This window comes from Streptosporangium sp. NPDC003464 (assembly GCF_053588315.1).
In genome coordinates this window covers 26,769-49,824 of record NZ_JBSFPS010000012.1, presented here as the reverse complement: position 1 = coordinate 49,824, position 23,056 = coordinate 26,769, and the positions used below count along the sequence as shown (strand labels likewise).

General features: G+C 73.2%; 16 protein-coding genes. 7 read left to right on the top strand and 9 right to left on the bottom strand.

Translation table 11 applies throughout. The features are described from left to right. Positions 1 to 23: 23 nt before the first annotated feature. From ACWDS7_RS04840 to ACWDS7_RS04810, 7 genes are all read right to left on the bottom strand, one after another. A complete protein-coding gene (locus ACWDS7_RS04840) occupies positions 24 to 1,664 on the bottom strand; it encodes a prenyltransferase/squalene oxidase repeat-containing protein (protein ID WP_451928143.1) in 1,641 nt (546 codons plus the stop codon). Further along, positions 1,661 to 2,545, bottom strand: a complete 885-nt coding sequence (locus ACWDS7_RS04835) for a terpene synthase family protein (RefSeq protein WP_451928142.1) — start codon at positions 2,543 to 2,545, stop codon at positions 1,661 to 1,663. The genes ACWDS7_RS04840 and ACWDS7_RS04835 overlap by 4 nt, the downstream gene beginning before the upstream one ends. Further along, entirely contained in the window at positions 2,545 to 3,924 is a 1,380-nt protein-coding gene (locus ACWDS7_RS04830) for a cytochrome P450 (protein WP_451928141.1), read from the bottom strand. The genes ACWDS7_RS04835 and ACWDS7_RS04830 overlap by 1 nt, the downstream gene beginning before the upstream one ends. Before the next feature lie 504 nt (positions 3,925 to 4,428). Beyond that, positions 4,429 to 5,397, bottom strand: coding sequence for a methylmalonyl Co-A mutase-associated GTPase MeaB (meaB, locus tag ACWDS7_RS04825; protein ID WP_451928140.1), 969 nt, complete (start codon positions 5,395 to 5,397; stop codon positions 4,429 to 4,431). Continuing rightward, positions 5,381 to 7,558, bottom strand: a complete 2,178-nt coding sequence (gene scpA / locus ACWDS7_RS04820; protein ID WP_306858125.1) for a methylmalonyl-CoA mutase — start codon at positions 7,556 to 7,558, stop codon at positions 5,381 to 5,383. Before scpA ends, meaB begins: the two co-directional genes overlap by 17 nt. Continuing rightward, entirely contained in the window at positions 7,555 to 9,447 is a 1,893-nt protein-coding gene (locus ACWDS7_RS04815; protein WP_451928139.1) for a methylmalonyl-CoA mutase subunit beta, read from the bottom strand. Before ACWDS7_RS04815 ends, scpA begins: the two co-directional genes overlap by 4 nt. 69 nt (positions 9,448 to 9,516) lie before the next feature. Continuing rightward, the gene (locus ACWDS7_RS04810; protein WP_451928138.1) at positions 9,517 to 10,287 is read right to left on the bottom strand and encodes a peptidoglycan recognition protein family protein; all 771 of its coding nucleotides are present in this window, start codon (positions 10,285 to 10,287) and stop codon (positions 9,517 to 9,519) included. A 224-nt stretch (positions 10,288 to 10,511) separates the two neighbouring features. Between ACWDS7_RS04810 and ACWDS7_RS04805 the strand changes: the two genes are divergently transcribed. After that, the gene (locus tag ACWDS7_RS04805; protein WP_451928137.1) at positions 10,512 to 12,077 is read left to right on the top strand and encodes a serine/threonine-protein kinase; all 1,566 of its coding nucleotides are present in this window, start codon (positions 10,512 to 10,514) and stop codon (positions 12,075 to 12,077) included. Positions 12,078 to 12,201: 124 nt separating this feature from the next. Here ACWDS7_RS04805 and ACWDS7_RS04800 read toward each other — a convergent pair whose 3' ends face one another. Continuing rightward, complete coding sequence (locus ACWDS7_RS04800; RefSeq protein ID WP_451928136.1) at positions 12,202 to 13,419, bottom strand: amidohydrolase; 1,218 nt, start codon at positions 13,417 to 13,419, stop codon at positions 12,202 to 12,204. A 99-nt stretch (positions 13,420 to 13,518) separates the two neighbouring features. Between ACWDS7_RS04800 and ACWDS7_RS04795 the strand changes: the two genes are divergently transcribed. From ACWDS7_RS04795 to ACWDS7_RS04770, 6 genes are all read left to right on the top strand, one after another. Next, on the top strand, positions 13,519 to 14,208 hold the full coding sequence (locus ACWDS7_RS04795) for a GntR family transcriptional regulator (RefSeq protein WP_306858117.1): 690 nt from the start codon (positions 13,519 to 13,521) through the stop codon (positions 14,206 to 14,208). A gap of 270 nt (positions 14,209 to 14,478) precedes the next feature. Then, positions 14,479 to 15,591, top strand: a complete 1,113-nt coding sequence (locus ACWDS7_RS04790) for a DUF5925 domain-containing protein (RefSeq protein ID WP_451928135.1) — start codon at positions 14,479 to 14,481, stop codon at positions 15,589 to 15,591. 121 nt (positions 15,592 to 15,712) lie between these two features. After that, a complete protein-coding gene (locus tag ACWDS7_RS04785) occupies positions 15,713 to 19,180 on the top strand; it encodes a DUF4062 domain-containing protein (protein WP_451928163.1) in 3,468 nt (1,155 codons plus the stop codon). A 72-nt stretch (positions 19,181 to 19,252) separates the two neighbouring features. Then, the gene (locus ACWDS7_RS04780; RefSeq protein WP_451928134.1) at positions 19,253 to 20,008 is read left to right on the top strand and encodes a DUF4232 domain-containing protein; all 756 of its coding nucleotides are present in this window, start codon (positions 19,253 to 19,255) and stop codon (positions 20,006 to 20,008) included. Positions 20,009 to 20,208: 200 nt separating this feature from the next. Next, positions 20,209 to 21,141 carry a hypothetical protein gene (locus ACWDS7_RS04775; protein WP_451928133.1) on the top strand — a complete coding sequence of 311 codons (933 nt, stop codon included), beginning with the start codon at positions 20,209 to 20,211 and terminating at the stop codon, positions 21,139 to 21,141. A 121-nt stretch (positions 21,142 to 21,262) separates the two neighbouring features. Next, positions 21,263 to 21,919, top strand: coding sequence for a pyridoxine/pyridoxamine 5'-phosphate oxidase (locus ACWDS7_RS04770; protein WP_451928132.1), 657 nt, complete (start codon positions 21,263 to 21,265; stop codon positions 21,917 to 21,919). A gap of 165 nt (positions 21,920 to 22,084) precedes the next feature. Here ACWDS7_RS04770 and ACWDS7_RS04765 read toward each other — a convergent pair whose 3' ends face one another. After that, positions 22,085 to 22,963 carry a helix-turn-helix transcriptional regulator gene (locus tag ACWDS7_RS04765; RefSeq protein ID WP_451928131.1) on the bottom strand — a complete coding sequence of 293 codons (879 nt, stop codon included), beginning with the start codon at positions 22,961 to 22,963 and terminating at the stop codon, positions 22,085 to 22,087. Between the last annotated feature and the right edge of the window lie 93 nt (positions 22,964 to 23,056).

Here is a 23,056-nt window from a genome sequence, read left to right as displayed (position 1 = left end):
TACCCTCCGTCATCGCGACCGGGTCACCCGGCCGCGACGGCCCGCGCGGAACGCGCCAGGTGCAGCGCCCCCAGGACGGCCGCCGTGACGATCGCCACCGGCAGATACAGGTCCTTGTCATGCCAGAGCGGCGGCGCGCCGATCGGCGTGCCCCGGTCCCCGACCGAGCCCCGGAGGTAGCGGTACCCCCGTTCCACCGCCTCCGCCCGCTCCCGCCCGCCCGCCGGAGCGGTCAGCAGCAGGGTCTGGAGCGCGTAGGCGGTCTCCTCCGCCGTCCCCTCCCATCGGCCCCAGGACCCGTCGCCGCGCTGGGTGGCGACGATCCAGCGCACGGCCCCGTCCACGGCGCCCGCCGACTCCTCGCCGCCGAACTCCTCCAAGGCCAGCGCGCAGCAGGCCGTCGCGTAGTACGGCGAGGCGTGCCAGCGGTCCAGCCAGCTGCCGTCCGCGCGCTGGCAGCCGCGCAGCCACGCCGCCAGCTTGCCGGTGGCCTCCGCGTAGCGCGGCGCGGCCCCGGGGCGGCGGCGCGCGTACTCCCCGAAGGCGTCGAGCACATGCGCGTTGACCGTCGGGGAGGCCCCCTCCTCCCCGCGCCAGGTGCAGAAATGGGTGTCCGTCTCATACACCCGCAGGCCGTCCGGCTCGTGGGGCTCCCCCAGCAGGGCCAGGGCGTAGAGCGCGACCGAGGTGGTGTCGGCGTCCGGCGGCAGCCCCGGCCCCGCCGAGGTGCCCTCCGGGCCGAGCGCCTCCCCCAGGCTCGCCACCAGCTGGGGCGGCACGTCCACGGGGACGCCGGCCCGCCGCAGCCAGCTGAGCACCCATCCGCGTTCGAACACGGTGACGGGCAGGGCGCACGGCACCGGCCCGCCGTACCTGCCCGCGACCGCCTCCAGATACCGCCGCACCGGATCGCCGGGGCCGGGCCCGCCCGCCGGTCCGAGCCACGCGCCGCCGGCCGCGGGCGAGGCCCCGATCGTGCCGACGGCCGTGTCCCGGGCGCCGGCGGCCGTCCCGACCAGGCTGGGGACGATCCCCGGGGCCTGGACCGCCGCCTCGCCCGCGACCTCCAGCGCGTGGACCAGCTTCCGCGGGACCGCCGCCCCCGTCGCCAGCCACGTCCGGATCGCCGACAGCTTGGCGTCGTCCATGCCCGCGGGGAGGACCAGCCGTCCGGCGCCGTCCCCCTGCGCCAGATGCGCGTTGATCCGCAGGACCAGGGCCGGCACGATGAGCTCGATCGCCGGCATGTCGGGCAGGGCGGGCCAGCGGTCCTCACGTGACCAGCCGCGCAGCAGCTCCAGGCCGCGGTCGGCGGAGCGGCTCACCGCCGCGGAGTCGAGGCCGGGATCGGGGTCGTCGCGCCGCAGCTCGGCGACGAGCGCCTCGGTCGCGCTGAGCGTGGGCACCGGGGCGTAGCCGCCGGGGGCGCCCCAGCCGCCGTCCGGCCGCTGGGCGGCCAGCAGGAAGCGGACGCGCTCGGCGTGGCCGGTCAGCCACGGGGCCAGGCTCACCAGCCGCCCGGTCTCGTACACCGAGGCCGAGACCTGGCCGTACGGCTCGGCCACGAGCCCGGCGACCAGCTCGCGCGCCGCGGCGGGCACGTCGATCCCGGCCCGTCCCGCCGGCCGCGCGGTGTCCAGCAGGAGGAGATCGTCGACGCTCACAGGCTGCCCCAGTAGTCGCCGACCTGGTAGAAGCCCGCGCAGAAGTCCATCTGCCGCTCCAGGTAGCCGGCCAGCTCGGGCCGGTCGGCCCGGATCGGGTCGATCAGCTCCCGGCTCAGGGCGGCGAGCCGGGCGGCCTCACGCTCGACCTCCGCGCGGGTGACGCCGAGCAGCAGGGAGTTGAGATCCCCCCAGCTCAGGTCCCGCCCGTAGGTCCCCATGTCGTTGAGCAGGCGGATCACCCGCTGCACCGCGCGGGCCGCCTGGCGCACACGGTCGAGGTCGGTGACCGCCGCCGTCTCCTCGGTGTGGATCCAGTGGGAGACGAAGGCGAAGCAGAAACCGAGGTTGTCGGCGTTGCCGAGATACTCCCCGAAGCTCGGTGTGGCGCCCTCGCTCTTCCAGCGCCACTCCCGCAGCATCGCCTCCAGCATGAGCCGGAGCTCCTCGCGCCAGACGGGGCCGAGCACGGGGAAGGCGGGCGCGGCGGTGAGTCCGTCCCGGATGTCGGCCAGCAGGCGCGTGAGGTCGTCGCCGGGGACCGGCGGAGCGCCCTCGGCCACCTCCAGGCACCGCCGCGCGACGTCCTCGGCCTCCGCCCGCGAGGTGGCGACGTAGTCGACGAGCCAGTCCAGGCCGAACGCCCACAGGCAGACCTTGTTGGCCATCCGCAGCTGTTCGGCGGTGAACCACGGCCCGCTGAAGGCCATGGCCAGCGACAGGGTGCTGTAGAGGGCCTCGTCGAACGGCTTGGCGGAGAACAGGTCCGGATAGGCCAGCGCCCAGCCGCGCATCTCCCGCTGGGACTGCCCGGCCACGGCGCAGACCGTCCCGGAGCCCGCGGCCGCCGGCCAGGCGGCGAGGGCGGGCTGCGCCGTCATCACACCCGCCCGGGGACGCGCTGGAGGGGGTGGAGGTTCAGCTCGACCTTCTGCCTGGGGCGCAGCGAGGCGGCCGGCGCCGGGGTGAACGGACCCTGACCGGTGACCGTGGGGCGGAAGCGGCTCAGGATGGCCGCCACCAGCAGCGGCGCCTCGACGTAGAACAGGTGCTGCCCCAGGCACTGGTGCGGCCCTCCGCCGAAGGGGAAGTAGGAGTATTTGTGCCGGCGCTCATTGCCTCCGGGGGCGAACCGCTCGGGGTCGAACTCCAGCGGGCGCTCCCAGAACTCCTCCAGCCGGTGCGTGGCGTAGGGGCTGATCAGCACCTGTGAGCCCGCCCTGACCGGCACGCCGCCGATCTCCCCCGACTCCATGGCCATCCGGGGGAAGATCCAGCCCGCCGGGTACAGCCGCAGGAGTTCCTGCAGGACCATGCGGGTGTAGACCAGCTCGGGCAGGTGCGCCGGGACGGCCGGTCCGGCGCCGACCACGCGGTCGATCTCGTCATGGAGCCTGGCCGCCACCTCGGGGTGGGTCTCCAGCAGCGGCCACAGCCAGGTCAGGGTCATCGCGGTGGACTCCGAGGCCGCGCCGTAGACGCTGACCAGGTCGTCGCGGATCTGCCGGTCGACGGCCTCCCCGCCCTCGTCCCCGCGTGCCCGGCAGAGCGCGGAGATGACGTCGAGACCGCCGTCGGGGTCGGCCCGCGCCTTGCGGATCACCGGGAACACCACGTCGTCGACCGTCCTGACGGCCCTCATGAAGGCCCGGTCACCGGGCACCCGGACGGAGTAGGGCGCGAACGGCATGAGCAGCCTGAAGTTGATCGACGTGGCGGCCGTGTCGTAGGCCGGCGCGAGGCGCTCCCCGTCCGCACGGGTGATCTTGTCGCCGAACAGCACCCTGATGACGGCCTGGTTGACGATGCCGGCCATCTCCTCGGCGGCGTCGATGGGCCGCCCGTCACGGGCGTAGCTGTCCAGTTCCTCGACGCGCGCGGTGATCGTCCGCGCCATCTCCTCGGCCAGCGAGGCGACGTACCGGACGGTGAACAGGGGCTGCAGGATCTTCCTGCTCTCCTCCCAGGGCCGGCCCTCGCCGAGGATGCTGGCGCCGAGGATGCGTTGCAGGGGGCGCCAGAACATCCCCTCGCGCCGGTAGTTCGTCCAGTCGGCCCGCAGCACCTGCTGGACGTGCTCGGGGTGGGTGACCAGATAGGGCCGGAACGGCCCCAGGTTGAGCCGGACGACCTCCCCATCCGCCTGCCGGCCCAGCTCGGCCAGCGCGTTGACCGGATCCCTCATGAACCGGGGGAGGATGTGGCGGGCGGGAGCGGTCCTGGCCCGCCGTACCCCCCGCGTGCCCGTATCGATCGACATCGTTGAAGCTCCCACTTCGCATGGAACGGATCCACGCAGCGTGACCACCGCCCACGGCGAACCGGGGCGGTACGGGCGCAATCCGGGGATCCGCCACTCCGTCGTGGCCGATCCCCACACGGGAAACAGGTCAGGGCCGGTCGACCGGCGACCCTTCTGCGACCTTCCCAAGCCTCGCCATGCGCCTTATCTCACACTCACGTATCCGAAGAGTGCTTTATTGCGACATTCGTAACGCTCGGGACGAAGTATCACATGATCCACTCAGACCATCAACCCGGAAACGGAACAATAGTTTTGTCGACCCACAAATGAATCGTTCCACTAAGTGGCAATTCACATGAAATGGACACAATACACATCAAGCATCTTGACTGGAAGTCACGCAACGTAGTCATGGCCACACACTCCCGCCCGCGGCCGGGCGGCGCGGAGCCGGCGCGGGCCGGCGTCGGGCGGGCCGGCGTCGGAGACCCGCGGGGAGACGGCCGCGGCACGGGCGGGTCAGTGCGTGAAGGCCGCCAGGAGACGGTCGGCGGCCAGGGAGGGCGTCAGGGTCCCGGCCTGGACGTCCCGTTCGATCTCGGCCGTGATGGCGGCGACCTCGGGGTGCTCGCGCAGCCTGGCCAGCAGGCGCTCGGTCACCAGGGACCAGGTCCAGGCGACCTGCTGGTGCCGGCGGCGGGCGGCGAGCTCGCCGGAGGCGGCCATGGTCTCCTGGTGATGGACGAGCTGCCCCCAGAGCTCCTCCAGACCGCTGCCCTCGCGTCCGCTGCAGGTCAGCACCGGCACCGACCGCTCCGAGCGGAGCAGCCGCAGCGCCCCCGCCAGCTCCCTGGCCGCCTTCCTGGCCTCCAGCTCGTGCGGGCCGTCGGCCTTGTTGACCGCGATCACGTCGGCGAGCTCCAGCACGCCCTTCTTGATGCCCTGGAGCTGGTCGCCGGTCCTGGCCAGGGCGAGCAGCAGGAAGGTGTCCACCATGTCGGCGACGGCGGTCTCCGACTGGCCGACGCCGACGGTCTCCACGAGCACGACGTCGTATCCGGCCGCCTCCACCACGACCATGGCCTCGCGGGTCGCCCTGGCGACCCCGCCCAGGGTGCCCGAGGTGGGCGAGGGGCGGATGAAGGCCGCCGGGTCGGCGGCCAGGCGGGACATCCTGGTCTTGTCGCCGAGGATGCTGCCCCCCGTCCTGGTGGACGACGGGTCGACGGCGAGCACCGCCACCCGGTGCCCCTGCCCGGTCAGGTGCACGCCGAGGGCGTCGATGAAGGTGGACTTGCCGACACCCGGCACGCCGGTGACGCCGATCCGGCGCGCCTTGCCGGCCAGCGGGGCCAGCGCGACCAGCAGCCGCTGGGCCAGCTCCCGGTGGTCGGCCCTGGAGGACTCCACCAGCGTGATCGCCCGCGCGATCCACGCCCTGGAGCCCTCCTTCACCCCCTGCAGATAGTCCTCAAGCGCCCGCGTCATGGCCCAGCCGGGTGAGCAGGTCGCCGAGCAGCCCGCGGGCGGCGTCGGCGATCACGGTGCCGGGCGGGAAGATGGCGGCGGCGCCGGCGGCGCGCAGCTCGTCGAAGTCGCCCGGCGGGATGACGCCGCCGACCACGATCATGATGTCGCCGGCGTCCAGCTCGGCGAGCGCCTCGCGCAGGGCCGGCACCAGCGTCAGGTGCCCGGCCGCCAGCGAGGAGACCCCCACCACGTGCACGTCGGCCTCGACCGCCTGACGGGCGACCTCCTCGGGCGTCTGGAACAGCGGGCCGACGTCGACGTCGAAGCCGAGGTCGGCGAAGGCCGTGGCGATCACCTTCTGGCCCCGGTCATGGCCGTCCTGCCCCATCTTGGCCACCAGGATCCGCGGACGGCGGCCCTCCAGGCGCTCGAACTCGGCGCACGCCGTACGGACCTCGTCCACGCCCGACCCCACCTCCTCGCGGTACACCCCGGAGATCGTGCGGATCTGACCGGCGTGCCGTCCGAACACCCGCTCCAGCGCGTCGGAGATCTCCCCGACCGTGGCCTTGGCCCGGGCCGCCTCGACCGACAGCGCGAGCAGGTTGCCGTCGCCCGCCGCGCCCTTGGCCAGCGCCTCCAGCGCCTGGGCCACCCGGTCGGCGTCGCGCTCCTCGCGCAGGCGGCGAAGCTTGTCCAGCTGCTGGGCCCGGACGGCGGTGTTGTCGACCTTGAGCACGTCGATGACCTCGTCGGCGTCGGGCCGGTACTTGTTGACGCCGATGACCGGCTGGCGGCCGGAGTCGATGCGCGCCTGGGTGCGGGCGGCGGCCTCCTCGATGCGGAGCTTGGGCAGCCCGGCGTCGATCGCCCGCGCCATGCCCCCGGCCGCCTCGACCTCCTCGATGTGCCCCCAGGCCCTGCGCGCCAGCTCGTGGGTGAGCCGCTCGACGTAGTAGGAGCCGCCCCAGGGGTCGATCACCCGGCAGGTGCCGGACTCCTGCTGGAGCAGGAGCTGGGTGTTGCGGGCGATCCGCGCCGAGAAGTCGGTGGGCAGGGCCAGCGCCTCGTCGAGGGCGTTGGTGTGCAGCGACTGGGTGTGGCCCTGCGTGGCGGCCATCGCCTCGACGCAGGTGCGCACGACGTTGTTGAACACGTCCTGGGCGGTGAGCGACCAGCCGGAGGTCTGCGAGTGGGTCCGCAGCGACAGCGACTTGGGATCGGCCGCCCCGAACCCGGACACCAGGCGCGCCCAGAGCAGCCGGGCGGCCCGCAGCTTGGCGACCTCCATGAAGAAGTTCATGCCGATGCACCAGAAGAACGACAGGCGCGGCGCGAACCTGTCGATGTCCAGGCCCGCCCCCACCCCCGCCCGCAGGTACTCCACCCCGTCGGCGAGGGTGTAGGCCAGCTCCAGGTCGCACGTGGCCCCTGCCTCCTGGATGTGGTATCCGGAGATCGAGATCGAGTTGAACTTCGGCATCCGCTCGCTGGTGTAGGAGAAGATGTCCGAGATGATGCGCATCGACGGGCCGGGCGGGTAGATGTAGGTGTTGCGGACCATGAACTCCTTGAGGATGTCGTTCTGGATGGTCCCGGCGAGCTGCTCGGGCGCCACCCCCTGCTCCTCGGCCGCCACGATGTAGAGCGCGAGCACCGGGAGCACCGCGCCGTTCATGGTCATCGACACGCTCATCCTGTCGAGGGGGATCCCGTCGAACAGCTGCCGCATGTCGTAGATGGAGTCGATCGCCACCCCGGCCATGCCGACGTCCCCGGCCACGCGCGGGTGGTCGGAGTCGTAGCCCCGGTGGGTGGCCAGGTCGAAGGCGACCGACAGGCCCTTCTGCCCGGCCGCCAGGTTGCGCCGGTAGAAGGCGTTGGACTCCTCCGCCGTGGAGAACCCGGCGTACTGCCGGATGGTCCACGGCTGGTTGACGTACATGGTCGGGTACGGTCCGCGCAGATACGGCGCGGCGCCCGGATAGGTCTCCAGGAAGTCCAGGCCGGCCAGATCGTCGGCCGTGTAGAGCGGCTTGACCCCGATCCCCTCGGGCGTCTCCCACTCCAGCCCCTCCGGGTCCTGCCCGGTGGCCCGCCGTACGGCCCGCGCCCATCCGGCCGGGTCCGGCGTGACGGGGCCGCCCTCCAGCCCGATTCCGGAGAAGTCGGGAATCATCGAGCCACCCCCAGGTCGTCGAAGGTCGTGCGGAGCACGCCGAGCGCGTCGCACCCGGCGTAGAGGTTGGCGTCCACGCCCACGTACTCTCCCTTCCCCGCCAGCCACACCTTCGCCGCCCCCGCCTGCCGCAACGCGGCGGCCACGGCCTCGGCGTGCTCGACGTACAGCCTGTCGCTGGAGCACAGGCACGCGATCTTCGCACCGCTCGCGGCGAAGGCCGCGGCGATCCGGCCGGGGTCGACGCCGGACGCGGCGGCGCCGGGTCCGGCGGGATCCGCGCCCGGGCCGCCGGTCACGGTGGCGATGCCCCCGGCCTGGAACAGGTTGGCCGCGAACGACGCCCTGGCCGTGTGCGCGGCCACCGGGCCGATGACCGCCAGGAACACGCTCGGCCTGGTCTCCTGGGCGTCGGCCAGGTCGCGCAGCTCCTCGAACGCCTGGGCGTAGTGGACGCCCCGGACCGGCCCGGGCCGGGGCTCGCGGACGGGCCGCCGCTCGGCGAGGTCGGGGAACTCGCTCACCCCGGTGATCGGGTCGCGGCGGTGGGCGATGTTCTCCGCCCGCCGCGCCCAGGTGGCCGCGGTCCGGTCGGCGACCAGTCCCGCCTCCAGGGCCGCGGCCATGCCGCCGGCGCGCTCGATCTTCTGGAACCACTCCCAGGCCCGGCCGGCCAGCTCCTCGGTGAGCCGCTCGACGTACCAGGAGCCGCCGGCCGGGTCGATCACCCGGGCCACCCCCGCCTCCTCGACGAGCAGCGAGTGGGTGTTGCGCGCGATGCGCCGGGCGAAGGCGTCGGGGAGGCCGAGACGGGCGTCGAACGGCTGCACGGTCACCGCGTCGGCCCCGCCGGTGCCGGCGGCGAAGCAGGCGAGCGTGGTGCGGAGCATGTTCACCCAGGGGTCGCGGGCGGTCATCATGGCGGAGCCGGTCACCGCGTGCTGCCGCTGCCCCGCCCCGCTCCCGGCCCCGCACACCTCGGCGACCCGCGCCCAGAGCCTGCGCGCGGCGCGGAGCTTGGCGATGGTGAGGAACTGGTCGGCGGTGGCGGCGTAGCGGAACTCCAGCTGCCCGAACGCCTCGTCGACGGTGAGACCGGCGCCGGTCAGCAGCCGCAGGGCCGCGACCCCGGCCGCGACGGAGCAGCCGAGCTCCTCGGCGTCGCTGCCGCCCGCGTCGTGGTACGGCGTGCCGTCCACGACGACCGCCCGCAGACCCGGGTGGCCCGCGACGCAGCGCCGGGCCAGGTCGACCGCGGTCTCCGGGTCGCCGAGCGGGTCGGCGCCCAGGCTCCCGGCGAGCTCTCCCGGCCCCCTCTCCCGGACCGGACCGTCTCCCGCCCCCCGCTCCCCGGTCTCCGGGGAGGGGGCCGCGGCGGCCCGCTTGCCCTCGGCCTGTCCGGAGGGGCCCGCGGCGGCCCGCTTGCCCTCGGCGACCGCGAACAGCGCCTCGGCCGCCTCGCGGGTCCGTTCCCCGGCGTCCAGGGTGATCGAGATCAGTTCCAGATGGACCCGCTCCAGGACGCGGGGCAGGTCCTCGGGCTCCAGGGCGAGCCAGAGCGAGTCGACGCCGTTCTCCAGGTCGGCCAGGACCGCCTCGGGATCGGCCACCTCGTGCCGCTGCCGCACCTCCCAGCTCCCGCCCTCCGGCCGGGAGCCGCGGATGTAGGGGGCCGCGCCCGGCAGGCCCGGATCATCCGGGAGGTCCGACGCGTCGTAGAGTGGCGCGATCGTCACCCCGTCGTAGGTGACCGAGGCCAGAGCCTCCTCGGGGGAGCCGGTCTCGGCTCCGGACTTTCGCAGGACCCCGAGCGCCAGCTCTCGCCACCGCTCCCGCGTGGTCGGCGGGAAATCGGCGGCCGATCGGAGTCTCTCAGGCGGCACCGTCATGCACCGGATAGTAAGCGCCATCGCTGAAGAACATTCTTCCGGGGTCCGGTCGGGACGGTCGCCGGCGGCTCAGGTGACGGGCTCCTCCCAGGTCGCCTGCCAGGTGGCGCGGTTGACGGCACCGGTGGCGGCCAGGCCTTTCTCCCGCTGGAAGGCGCGGCAGATCTCCCGGGACGCCTCGCCGTACATGCCGTCGACGTCGATGCCCCAGCCGCGCGTCCGCATCTGCCGCTGCCAGGTGCGGACGTCCTCGCCGATCATGACCGGCGGGTATTTGAGGACGCGGCCGGGGAAGGACGGGTGCGGCTCGGGCGGGTCGCCGGGGCCGCCGCCGGGCCGGGGCGCGCCGCGCCTCACCCAGGCGTACAGCGGCCCGCCAGGGCAGTCGGTGGAGTAGCCGTCCCGGTGGCCCTTGATCTCGTTGCCCGCGCCGCCCTTGTCGCGGAGGTATTCGACCGCGTCGAGGATGCCGTGCAGGACCTCGTCGGTCGGCTGGGTGAACCCGGAGGAGCCGACCAGGCCGAGCACCGCGTAGTGGCCGCTGTTGAGCCCGGAGCCGTTGGCGGCGGGGAGGTGGTTGGGCCCGCGGCCCTCGAACACCTTCCGGTGCGGGCAGACCAGCATCGAGTATCCGACGTCGATCCAGCCGTTGCCGTCCATGTGGTGGTTCTGGATGGACCTCACCAGGGCCACGCATCTGGCGTGGTCGTTGACGATGTCCGGGCTGACCTGGCCGCCGGTGTAGTGGACCTTGACGCCTCTGGTGGAGCCGAGCCGGCCGTAGGAGCCGCGTGGCGGCCGGGCCCCCCACTCGCGACGGGTAACAAGATCGATGGCCACGGGACTCTCCACGGTTCGAGTGACGGGGGCCTACCGGAGCGTAATGGGTGACACGTCGCGACATGGCGCGTTTTATCAACTGATCTACCAGTAGATCATCATGGAACGGGGCTCCGTGTAGTGATCCTGCGGAAGAACAGCCGTCCTCTTTCCAAGGGGGAACCGCCTAAACACCCCGCCCCGGAGCATGTCCATGCCGGACGGGCGTCGATAGCCTTGCCCCCATGGCCGCGACCCCCCTCACCCCTGACGACCCGGACCGGCTCGGCCCGTTCCGGCTGGCCGGCAGACTCGGCGAGGGCGGTCAGGGCGTCGTCTACCTCGCGCACGCGCCCAGCGGCGAGCCGGTCGCGGTCAAGTCGCTGTTCCGTGGCGATCCCGAGACGCGGATGCGGCTGGCCCGTGAGCTCTCGGCCCTGGAGAGCGTCGCGCCCTTCTGCACGGCCCGCGTGCTGGCCGCCTCGGTCGACGGCCCCCGCCCCTACGTGGTGAGCGAGTTCGTCGACGGCCCCTCCCTCCAGCAGCGGGTCCAGGAGCGCGGGCCGCTGCGGGGCGGCGAGCTGGAGCGCCTGGTGGTCGGCACGGCTACCGCGCTGGCGGCGATCCACGCGGCCGGGATCGTGCACCGCGACTTCAAGCCCGCCAACGTGCTGCTCGGCCCGGACGGCCCCCGCGTGGTCGACTTCGGCATCGCCAGGGCCGACAGCGCGGCCACGATGACCTCCGGCCTGATCGGCACCCCCGCCTACCTGTCCCCCGAGCAGATCGCCGGGTCCCCGGCCTCGGCCGCCTCCGACGTGTTCGCCTGGGCGGCCACCATGCTCTACGCGGCGGGCGGCCGCTCGCCGTTCGGCGCCGACACCCTACCCGCCGTCCTGAACCGGATCGTCAACCACCGTCCCGACCTGTCCGCGCTGCCCGCCAGGCTCCTCCCGCTGGTCGCCTCCTGCCTGGACAAGGACCCCGCCGGCCGCCCTACGGCCCGCGCCCTGATGGTCAGCCTCGTGGACCCCGGCGGCCAGAGCCGGCCCTCCGTCGAGGAGGCCGCCAGGGCGGGCAGCCGGATCGCCGCCGGCCCCGCCACGCCCGCGACCGCCGCGTCCGCCCCCGCCACGCCCTGGACAGCCGACCCCGGCCTCGGCGTCACCGGTCCCGGCCGGTCCGCCCTGACCACGGAGACCCCGCGGCGGGGCCGTCGCGGGGTCGTCACCGGGGCCGTCCTGGCGGGGGTCGCGCTCGTGGTCGCCGCCGGGATCGGGGGATGGCTCGTCCTGTCCGAGCGCCCGGCCACCGGCGTCCGGGGCACGGACTCGCGGACCACGCCCGCCCCGGTCACGGGATCCCCGGAGGCCACCGCCGGGCCCACCGCCGGGCCCACCGCCGACCCCACCGGCGGATCCACCGCCGGGCCCACGCCGGACCCGGCCGGGACCGGGACCCCTCGGCCGCCCACGGGTGGCCGGAGGATCCCCGCCTCCTATGCCGGGACCTGGTCGGGGCACATCACGCCGAGCGTCGCCTTCGGCCTCCAGGAGCACGACGTGGAGATCGTTCTCGCCGCCGGCAGGAGCTCCGGCGCGTGGACCGAGCCGACCTCCGGCTGCACCGCCGTCCTGGCCCTCACCAAGGTCACCGCCACGGCGCTCGCCTTCGACCTGAGACCGGACAGGCCCGACGAGTGCGTCCCGGGCACGTTGACCCTCACCCGCAAGGGCGGCGCCCTGGCGTATCACTGGGTCGACGGCCTCGGCCTCGGCACCTCTTACAGCGGCGACCTGGCCAAGGGCTGATCCGCCGCGGACCGGCCCCGCGCTCCGGCCCGGCCGCGGCGGCCCCGCGCTCCGGCCGCGCACTCTCCGGCGCGGGAGGCGGGAGCACGAGAGGCGGGGGGACGAGAGGCGGGAGCGCGGGAGGTCAGCGGACCAGGGCGCCGTCGCGGGCGACGATCCGGCCCGACTTGACGACCAGGGACCGGCGCGGGCGCACGCACACGGCCTCGGCCGCGTTGCGGGCCCCGACCACCACCAGGTCGGCCCGGTCGCCGACGGACAGACCGTAGTCCCGCAGCGCGAGGGCGCGGGCCCCGCCGTAGGTCGCGGCCTCCAGCGCGAGCTCGACGTCCTCGTCGCGCGGCCCGGTGCCCTTGGCCTGGAACATGGCCCGCTCCAGCATGTCCCCGGTGCCGAACGGGCTCCACAGGTCGCGTACGCCGTCGTTGCCCAGGGTCACGGGGACCCCGGCCTCGCCGAGCAGGCGGAGCGGCAGCAGGCCCCGGTTCGGGGCGACCGAGGCCAGCGCGATCCCGGCCCCGGCCAGGCCCGAGATCAGGCTGTCCCGGGTGGCGGGGTCGGCGTCGGCGAGCGCGAAGGCATGGCTGATCGTGACCTTGCCGCCCAGGCCGAGGGCCTTGGTCCGCTCGATGATGAGCTCGAACTGCCAGGCGCCGAGCGTGCCGCCGTCGTGCAGGTGGATGTCCACGCCCGCGCCGTACCGCTCGGCCAGGGCGAACACGGCGTCCAGGTGCCTGACCGGGTCCCGGTCCACCCCCGCCGGGTCGAGCCCGCCGATCGACTCGACCCCGGCCTTGAGCGCCTCCTCCAGCAGCGCCTCGGTGCCGGGACTGATCAGCATGCCGGCCTGCGGGAAGGCGACGAGCTCGGCGGAGATGCGGCCACCGTGCCGCTCGACCGCCTCGCGGACCGCCTCGACCGAGCCCAGGCCCACCAGCGGGTCGACGTCCACGTGCGAGCGGACGTGCGTGGTGCCGCAGACGATCATGTTCTCCAGCAGCGCGGTCACGAAGTCGGCGTTGGGGATGCCGAACTCCGGCCGCCGCTCCTGGCCGTTGCGGATCTTGCCCATCAGGCCGGGGGGCGCGTCGTGCGACACCCAGGGGCCGCCCCACAGCGTCTTGTCCAGGTGGGCGTGACCGTCGACGAGGCCGGGGAGCACGAGCCCGCCGGCCAGGTCCTCGACGCCCTCCCCGGCACCGTCCCCGCCCTCCCCGGCGGGCCGGCGGCCGCCCGGGATCTCGCGGATCTCGGCGATCCGGCCGTCCCGGACCAGCAGGTCGGCGGCGCCCGCACGCCCCCAGATCCGGGCGTCGCGCAGCAGCAGCTCGGCCATCGTCATCCCTTTCTCTCCTCCACGGTGCCGTCCACGGCGACGTTAGTGGTATACCGCTAACCGGGCAAGTTAGGCTGACCACTGCGGAAGGCGGGAGGGGCGGAGTTGAGCGCGTTGCGCGACCGGGTCTACGAGACGCTCAAGCGGCGCATCGTCGAGGTGGAGCTGCGGCCGGGCGAGCGGCTGGTGGAGCGCGACCTCGCCGCCGAGCTCGACGTCTCCCGCATCCCGCTCCGCGAGGCGCTGCGCCTGCTGTCCGCCGAGGGCCTGGTGATGATCGTGCCCAACCGGGGCGCGCTGGTCAGCCCGTTCACCCCGGCGGACGTGCGGGACCTGTTCGACGTGCGCGAGAGCCTGGAGGTGCTCGCCGCCCGGCTGGCCGCCGGGCGGGCCGACGCCTGCGGCCTGGCGCGGCTGCACGCCCTCCTCGAACGCGCCCGCGACGCCGTACGGCGGGACGACCGGGGGGAGATCGCCGCCGCCAACGCCGAGTTCCACTCCGAGATCGTGCGGGTCTCCGGCAACGCGCTGCTCGACACGCTGATGCGGCCGCTCGACGCCCAGCTCCGGCGGCTGTTCCGGCTCACCTCCGACCGCGACCCCGGCCGGCAGTGCGCCGAGCACGAGGAGCTCTACGCGGCGATCGCCTGCGGTGACGCGGAACGGGCCGCCGCCTGCGCGCTCCGCCACGTCGCCGAGGGCCGCGAGCCGACCCTGGCCATGGCCGAGCGGTGGACCGCCGACATCGACCCGGTCAAGGTGACCCACACCCGCCGCCGCAGGCCCTCCGCCTGACACCGCCCGCCGCCGGCCCCCTCAGGCTCCTGAACCTCCTGACACCACCCACCGGCCCCTCAGGCTCCCGAACCTCCCGGACCTCCTGACACCACCCACCGCCGGCCCCTCCTGGACCTCCCGAACCTCCTGATCCCCCGAGACACCGCCCCCGGTGTGTCCGGCACCCGCCGCCACCGCGCGCTCTCCCGCCACGGCCATCCGCCCCGCCCCGCGGGTCCCCGCTAAAACCCGTCGACCGGCGGTGCGGCGGAGAGGATCATTACCGTCATGTCCGTACTCAAGGAGGTCCCCTTCACTCCGGAGCCACGCCCGGCCGAACTGCCGATGAAGGTGTGGCTCGACGACGGCGACTCGGCGATGGACGTGATCGACGCCCTGGCGCTGTCACCCTTCGCCACGGGCGCCCAGCCCTGGTCTCGGACCGTGAGCCTGGAGCGTGTCCGGCTCGACGCCCCGCTCGCGCCGGCCTCCGGGACGCTGCTCCGGGCCGCGCGGGAGGACGACGGCCGCGAGTCCCGGCTGGTCTGCGGGCAGGGCTGGACCCTGCGCGTGGTCCGCTACCGCAACCGCGCCGCCACGGTCAGCGTGACCGCGGTCGACGACGAGCTGGCCCGCTCGGTGATCGAGGAGGTCACCAAGGACGCGGTGGAGGCCGCCCCCGAGAGCGAGCATGTCGAGATGGGCTTCTGGTGGTGGGGTCCCCACGGCAGCCGCCGCTCCGGCAGGCCGATCACCGCCTCCCCCTGGGCCAGGATCAGCGACAACTACGCCAGGTCCCTGGACGGCCCGCTGTCCCGCCTGATGTCCCTCACCCCCTCCGACGTGCACGGCCGCCTGGTCCTGCTGCACGGCCCGCCCGGCACCGGCAAGACGACGCTGCTGCGGGCCCTCGCCCACGAGTGGCGGTCGTGGTGCCAGGTCGACTGCGTGCTGGATCCGGAACAGCTTTTCAACTCCCCCGGCTACCTGATGGAGGTCGCGGTCGGCTCGGACTCCGACGAGGACGGCGAGAAGTGGCGGCTCCTCGTGCTGGAGGACTGCGACGAGCTGATCAGGTCCGGCGCCAAGGAGGCGACGGGCCAGGGCCTGTCCAGGCTGCTCAACCTGACCGACGGCCTGCTCGGCCAGGGCCGCGACGTGCTGGTGGCCATCACCACCAACGAGGACCTGGCCCGCCTCCACCCGGCGGTGGTCCGCCCCGGCCGCTGCCTGACCCAGATCGAGGTGGGCGCCCTCCCCTACGGCGAGGCCGTCCGCTGGCTCGGCGGCGCGGAGGGTGTCCCCCCGGCGGGCGCCACCCTCGCCGAGCTGTTCGCGCTGCGGGACGGCGTGGCCGGCCGCCCGGCCGCCGCCGCGGAGACCACCGGTCTCTACCTGTGAGGAGCGCGCGGCCCGTCCGGGCCTCGCGTTCGGAGGACTCCGGCTGCGATGAGCGGCTATGGTCGGCACAGGACCTCGGGGGGAGTTCCGTCACGTATTGCGAGGTTCCTCGTTGGCGAAGGTGTACGTCTCCTCCACGTTCCAGGACCTGGTCGAGTGCCGCCACCGCGTCCGCACGACGCTGCGGCAGATGGGGCACACCGACGTCGCCATGGAGTACTACGTCGCCGAGGACGCCCGGCCGCTGGAGCGCTGCCTGCGGGACGTCGCCGACTGCGACCTCTACATCTGCATCGTCGCCCTGCGCTACGGCTTCGTCCCCGACGGGCACGAGCACTCCATCACGGAGCTGGAGTTCCGCAGGGCCCAGGAGCTGGGCAGGCCCACCCTGGCCTTCGTCCTCAAGGAGGGGGCGAGCTGGGACACCGGCCAGATCGAGTTCGCGGCCTACCCTCAGCTCCAGCGCTTCCGCGAGAAGCTGAGGAAGTCCTTCCTCACGGGCGAGTTCACCGACGCGGGCGACCTCGGGAACAAGGTCGCCACCGCCGTCCACGCCTGGGGGCGCGAGCAGGACTCCGCCCGGCCGGGACACCTGGTCAACTGGGGCTCCTACCGCGTCTCGGTCACCGACCGGCACCGGCTGGTGCGCCTGCAGGTCATCATGGGCGCCCGCCAGGACCGGCCGGTCGAGATCCCGCTGTCCGAGGTGTTCGTACCCCAGCCCTGCCGGCGCGGGCGCCCCGACTACGACGTCCCCGAGGAGAGCGGCACGCGGGCCGACCCCGCCGAGGAGGCGGCCGGTCCCCTGCTGGTCCACCGGCCGGACGGGCCGGCGACCGCCATGATCGGCCGGGAGAGCCGCCAGGTCGTCCTGGGCGGTCCCGGCAGCGGCAAGAGCACGCTCCTGCTGAGCACGGCGCTGCGGCTGTGCGAGGACCCGGACGCCCCGGTCCCGATCCTGGTCGAGCTGCGGCAGTACGCGCTGGACCCGTCACGGAGCCTGCTCGACTACATGGTCGCCAGCCTGAACCGCGACCACGTGATGGACCTCGACCCGGCCGGGCTGAAGGATCTCCTGCTCAACGGGGAGTCGACGGTCCTGTTCGACGGCCTGGACGAGGTCCTCGGCCCCAACGACCGCGCGAAGATCACCGGCGAGATACGGGCGTTCGCCCGGGCGTTCCCGGGAGCGTCCGTCGTCGTGACCTCACGCCTGGCGGGCTACGACGCCGGCGAGCTGGAGCAGGCGGGGTTCACGCACTACACGCTGCTGGACTTCGGGATGCCGGAGATCAGATCCTTCGTCCCCAAGTGGTATGAGTTCTACACCCTGCAGGGCGACGAGCGGGACGCCCACGGTCTGATCCGCCGGATCGCCGACAGCGCGCGGCTGCGCGAGCTGGCCGGCAACCCCCTCCTGCTGACCATGATGGCGGTCATCTACAAACACTCCGACCTGCCCGAACGCCGCTGGCAGCTGTACGGCAAGTGCACCGAGGTGCTGCTGGAGGACTGGGACGTCAAGCGCAAGAAGATCGGCCGCGAGGAGCTGCTGAGCTTCGTGATGACCGCCGAGCAGAAGGCGCAGCTCCTGCAGCGGGTGGCCATCGCCATGCTGAACGGCGCCCGGCCGGGCCGGGAGCTGAACGCCATCGCCCGCGGGCCCCTGCGCCGCATCGTCTCCGGCTATCTGCAGGAGACCTACCGCCGCTCTCCCGGCGAGGCCCTCGGCATCGCCGACGAGATCCTCGACCACCTGCGCGAGCGGACGTACGTACTGGCCGAGATCGGCGAGGACGTCTTCGGTTTCGTCCACCGCACCTTCATGGAGTTCTTCGCCGCCGGCCACATCCTCGCCGAGTTCAACTCCCGCGAGTCCGACTTCGGCTGGCTCACCGACGAGATCTTCGGCTCCCGCTGGCACTCCGACGACTGGCGCGAGATCCTGCTGCTGCTGGCCGCGATGCTCAAGGGCCAGGGCTCCCCGGTCCAGAAGGTGATCGAATACGTCGGTCACCAGATCCCGTACCAGGCGGCGCTCGCCTTCTCGGCCCGGCTCCTCGGCGAGGCGGGCGCGGAGCCATGGGCGGCGGGGCTGGTCGAGAGGGTGGTCTCCGCCACGGTCGCGACCGCCGGGATGGGCCGGACCGACAGCCGCGACGCGCTCGTCGCCGAATACCTCTCCGCGCTCTTCCTGATAGGGGACGCCGTCCCGCTCTCCGACGCGGCCAAGGCCCGGATCCAGTCGCTCGCGGGCATGAGCGACATCCGGGCGCGGCTGACCGCCTTCCAGCTCGGGGTCGCGCTGCGCGGCCGGGCGGACCGGCTGGACTTCACACTCGCCGCGCTGTCCGGGGACGAGGCGACGAGCCGGGGCGCCATCGCGGTGCTGGAGCGCGAGTGGCCGGGCAACGAGCGGGCCGGCCACGCCCTGCTCGACGTCTTCGACTCCGACCGGCACGCCCGCGTCCGTGGCGAGGCGCTCAGGGCGCTGACCAGGAGCTGGTCACTGGACGAGGCCCTCCTGGAGGTCATCGCCGCCCGGGTGGACCGGGAGCGCAGGCACATCACGGAGATCGCCGTCCCCTATCTCACCGGACACTGGGCGGGTGACCCGCGCGCCCTCCGGCTCACCGTCGCGTTCACCGCGCTCAAGGTGTTCGGCCAGGAGTTCTACTTCGACCAGCCGTATTTCGAGAGCTCCTACTCCCTGATCAGGGAGTCATGGCGGGAACCGCTCCTGCAGGAGGTCCTCCACGCCGTCAACGAGGACCATCCCGACGCCAGGACCCGGCTGCTGGCCCGTCTCGTCCTGGTGCGAGCCCAGGAAGGTGACCGGCCCCCGGCTGCGGTCACCGGACTTCTCACCGAGGCCCTCCAGATGCTCCCATCGGGCACGGCGATGGACACCGCGCTCTCCTCCATCGCCGAGGCGGAGGAGAAGTACGAGTGGATGAAGCACGTCGCGCTGACCACGGAACACAGGAACATCCATTACGCGTGCTGCAGCGCGCTGTACAAGTTCGTCACGGATCATCCCCTCCGCGACAGTTACACCCGCGACATACTGGACTGGCTGCCCGCACAGCTCAGGAACGGCTCCAGCACCCCTCACCCCCCGAGCGCGGCATACCTTCTGCTGTCCGCCGGAGCGAGCGCCGACGAGATAGAGCGGGAGTTCCGCGGAGGAGACCTGCAGAGGCGGCTCACCGGACTGCTCGTCACGGTATGGAGGCACCTGCCGCTGGATCTGTTGGATCTACTGGATCTGCCCTACCTGGTCTCACAGCTGGCCACCGCCGGCCCGGGAAGCGACGAGCAGCTGTATCTGATCGCAGAAAGCCTCTCCCCCCATGACGATCCTCTGGACGAGGACACCGTCCGGCTCGTGAACTCCTACGCCCGCGGTGACGAGAGCTGGAAGATACGGGCGTTCGCCCTGTCGCTCCTCGCCTTCTGGGGGACGCCTCACGCCGAACTGGCCGATGCCGTGGCCTCGGCCGTCACGCTCCAGGGGAGCGTCGAGGATCCGCGTTGGGCGTGGCGCGTTCTCGAGGTGGCCCGGTCCGGGCACCCTCCGGAGAGCTGACCGTCACGGGGGCGGCCCGGACCGGCCCCGGGAGGCGGCAACAAAACCCGTGCGGCGCGCGTCCAACGGGGCATGAAACGATCCAACGGTGCCGGGCGGCTGGCGGCTCTCTCGACGGTGATGGCGGGCGTGCTGGCGGTGTCGGCCGCGTGCGGCTCCCCCGCCCCCTCCGGACAGTCCGGACAGGACAGCACACCGGCCCGGGCATCCGCCGCCGGGGCCGCCGTCTCACCCGCCGCGGACGTACGGACCGCGGACACGCGCGCGGGCGTACGGCACGCGGGCGCGGGCTCCATGGCGGCGGGCACGCGATTCACGGGCGCGGGTACCGGCACGGGCACGCGGTCCACGGGCGCGGGCTCGACCGCGGCGGGCACGGAAGCGGCGGAATCCGGCTCCTCCACCGCGGGGTCGGCGGTCGGGCGGTGCCGTACGGAGGCGCTCGCGGCGCGGATCGGCCCGGTGGACGCCGGGGCGGGCCAGCGGTACGCGCCGCTGGTGGTCACCAACGGCTCCACCCGGACCTGCTGGGTGTACGGCTTCGCCGGCCTGATCATGATCGACCGCGACGGCGACGCGCTGCGCACCAGGACGCGCAGGGAGAACGTCCGGCCGCACCGGGTCACCCTGCGGCCGGGGGCCGGCGCCCACGCCAGGATCCACTGGACCGAGGTGCCCAGCGGCGGCGAGCGGAGGTGCCCGGTCTCCGCACGGCTGATGATCATCCCGCCGGACGAGGTCGCGCACCTGGAGATCCCCTTCACCGCCAGGGTCTGCGACGACGGGCGGCTCGACATCACCCCGATGGCCCCGGGCACGCGCCTGTGAGAGGCCGGATCCGGACCCGGACCCGGATCCGGCGGTCCGGGGACGGACGGTGACCCGAGGCCGCTCCCCGGGAGCGTGACCTGGCCGGACGCGGGACGGCCGCCGCCGGCCGGACCATGCCCGCGATCACGGCCCGGTGGAGTGTCCGGTACGGTCTTTCGCGTTGTCATTTGTCGCAGTAGGCGAAGGGGACCGACACCGTGCGAAAGGCGCCGTTCATCGCCGTCCTGGCCGCAGCCCTCACCGGCTGCGGCCTGGTGCCCGCCCCCTTCGCCCAGCCGGCCGCCCCGCCCAGGACGGCCTCTCCCACCCCGTCCGGCACGGCTCCGACCCCGGCCTCCACCACGGCCCCCACCCCGGCGCCCTCGCCCTCCGCCTCGTCCGAGGGCATCCGGCTCACCGTCTCCGACGCCAAGAAGGCCGCGGCGTCCTGGGTGGCCGAGCACAACAGGACGGTCCGGGATCGCGACTGGTGGGACGACGCGTCCAAGAGGGACGAGCTGTTCTGGGAGGGCACCCGGCACGAGGTGGTCATCGATCAGGGCCATGTGAAGGACGGCGACAAGAACAAGTTCCGCAAGCCGATCCGGCTGACCGGCAGGCAGACCTACTACGTGCCCCGCCGGCAACCGCCCGGCGGGGAGTGGTTCCTCCTCCAGGCGACCTACCGGGGACAGGACCGGCCGCACGTCATGGCCTTCTGGCGGCCGGAGGGCGAGTCCTTCAAACTGGCCGCGAAGACCCCGCTGCACTACGGCCGGCGGGTGCCCGCACCGCGCCTGGACTCCGAGGGATACGTCACCGCCGCGTCGCGCGTGGACGGCACGGCCATCGCCCTGGAGTACATGACCTTCTGGAACGGCTCCACGCACAAGCGGGCGGGAACGCTCGGCTACCGGCTGGCCAAGGACAACTACAGCCGCCTCGCCTACCCCAGGGTCGTCAAGGGCCTGTACGGGACTTTCAGGTCGTTCACCCCCGCCTACGGCTTCCGCACCCGGGACGGCGGCTCGTTCTACGTCTTCAGCCTGCTCAACAACCCGCAGTCGGTCGTGCAGGTCCTCACCGTCGGCGGCTCCCTGCCCCCGGGCGGCAAGACGATCCAGGAGATCGCCGGCGACTGGTACGCCTAGCCGGATCCCGGGGAGACCTCCCGTACGCCTGGAGCGCCTCCACCGGCGGGGCCGGACGGCCGGGCGCCGCCGGTTCACTACGATCATGACGTCTCGACGTCCCACGAGCATCAGGAGAGTCATGCCCGTCGCCGATCTGCGGCAGTTGCTCCGCGGGCTGCCCGTCTTCCCCGAGTCCATGCCCGCCTTCGACCCGGCCACGGCGCCCGACGACCCGGACGAGCTGTTCGTCGAGTGGCTGCGGGCCGCGATCGCGGCGGGGGTCCCCGCACCCCACGCCATGACGCTGTCCACCGTGGACGACGGGCGCCCGGCCGCCCGCGTGCTCATCCTGAAGAACCTGACCGGCGGCGAATGGCGGTTCGCCACCGGCTCCACCAGCCCCAAGGGCCGCCAGCTCGCCGCGCACCCGCACGCGGCGCTGACCTTCTTCTGGCCCACGGTCGGACGGCAGATCCGGATCCGCGGCGCCGTACGGCCCGCCGACCGGCAGGACAGCGCCCAGGACTTCCTCGCCAGGCCGCCCGGCTCCCGGGCGGAGGCGCTGGTCGGGCGGCAGAGCCAGGTGCTGGCCGACCCCGCCGAGCTCGACGCGGCCCTGGCCGGGGCGTACGCGGAGATCGAGGAGGATCCCGGTCTCGTCGCCCCGCACTGGACCCTGTACGGCGTGCGCGCCGAGCAGGTCGAGTTCTGGCAGGCCGACGCCGACCGGCGGCACACCCGGCTGCGCTACCGGCGGACAGGTGATGACTGGTCACGCGAGATGCTCTGGCCGTAACCGGCCGCCGAGCGCTCCCCGGCCGTGGAGGAGCCCGGCGGGGCCGCCGCCCGGATCAGGGACACGCGAGCAGCTCGCAGATGCACGAGCCGGTACGGTCCGGCTGGACGGCGACGCTCCTGCTCCCCCTGGTGCTCCCCCTGGCCGGTTTTCTCCGCCGCGCCGTCACCGAACGGATCCGGCGCCAGAGATCGGCCCGGTGTCCCGGCGGCTTTGATGCGCCAGGATTCGCAGGGCGTCGGCGGAGCTCGGGTCGTTCGGGGTGTATATCTCAAGCCGGTGGTCGGGGCTGTCGGGCTGAAGCCAGACCTGGTAGTCCACGCTCGCGGCACCGACGGTGGGATGTTGCAGGTGCATGGTGCCCACGGTGCAGTCTGCGACCTCCCCGATCGTCCACATCATCGCGAACTCGTCGCTGCGCATCGTGAGCTCTCCGATCAACTCCGCCAGGCGGGCGTCCGTGGGGAACCGGCCCGCGGTGAGCCGGAGATAGGCGACGTGGATGCGGGCCAGCTCGTCCCAGTTGCGGTGCAGGTCGCGGGAGAGCGGATCGAGGAAGAACATCCTCGGGATGGATGGGCGGTGCGTCGGCTCCTGTGGCGCGTCGAATGCGATGTGCTCGGCCATGAGCGCGTGACCTGCACGGTTCCATGCGAGCACGTCGCCACGGCGGCCGAGCACGACCGCCGGCGTCGCGTCCCCGAGTGATTCCAGGAGTGCGAGAACGCGTGGGTGGGGCTTCTCATGGGGCGGTCGGGAGAGACGGGGATTGGCGGGTTGTCGAGCGAGGTTGTGCAGGTGAACGGTCTCGATCCGGTCGAGTTGCAGCACCCGTGCGAGGGCGTCGAGCACCTGCTTGGAGGCGGTTTCCGCCTGCCCCTGTTCCAGGCGTGTGTAGTATCCGGCGCTGACCCCCGCGAGCTGGGCGAGCTCTTCACGTCGCAGGCCGGGAACCCGGCGAGCGGTTCCGAACGTGCGTAGCCCGATCTCGGCCGGCGTGACCCGATCACGACGGCTCTTCAGAAACGCTCCGAGACTTTCCACGACATCGAGCCTAGGCCGACCGGGCACGCCTGTGGGTGTACCTGCCGGGTGCACCCACAGCAGGGGGATGGTTGCCGAGCCTTTCCTGCCGGA

Coding starts and splice junctions, on each gene's coding strand:
- ACWDS7_RS04835 (WP_451928142.1), bottom strand. CDS start 2,545: ATGACGGCGCAGCCCGCCCTCGCCGCCTGGCCGGCGGCCGCGGGCTCC.
- ACWDS7_RS04830 (WP_451928141.1), bottom strand. CDS start 3,924: ATGTCGATCGATACGGGCACGCGGGGGGTACGGCGGGCCAGGACCGCT.
- meaB (WP_451928140.1), bottom strand. CDS start 5,397: ATGACGCGGGCGCTTGAGGACTATCTGCAGGGGGTGAAGGAGGGCTCC.
- scpA (WP_306858125.1), bottom strand. CDS start 7,558: ATGATTCCCGACTTCTCCGGAATCGGGCTGGAGGGCGGCCCCGTCACG.
- ACWDS7_RS04815 (WP_451928139.1), bottom strand. CDS start 9,447: ATGACGGTGCCGCCTGAGAGACTCCGATCGGCCGCCGATTTCCCGCCG.
- ACWDS7_RS04805 (WP_451928137.1), top strand. CDS start 10,512: ATGGCCGCGACCCCCCTCACCCCTGACGACCCGGACCGGCTCGGCCCG.
- ACWDS7_RS04800 (WP_451928136.1), bottom strand. CDS start 13,419: ATGACGATGGCCGAGCTGCTGCTGCGCGACGCCCGGATCTGGGGGCGT.
- ACWDS7_RS04790 (WP_451928135.1), top strand. CDS start 14,479: ATGTCCGTACTCAAGGAGGTCCCCTTCACTCCGGAGCCACGCCCGGCC.
- ACWDS7_RS04780 (WP_451928134.1), top strand. CDS start 19,253: ATGAAACGATCCAACGGTGCCGGGCGGCTGGCGGCTCTCTCGACGGTG.
- ACWDS7_RS04770 (WP_451928132.1), top strand. CDS start 21,263: ATGCCCGTCGCCGATCTGCGGCAGTTGCTCCGCGGGCTGCCCGTCTTC.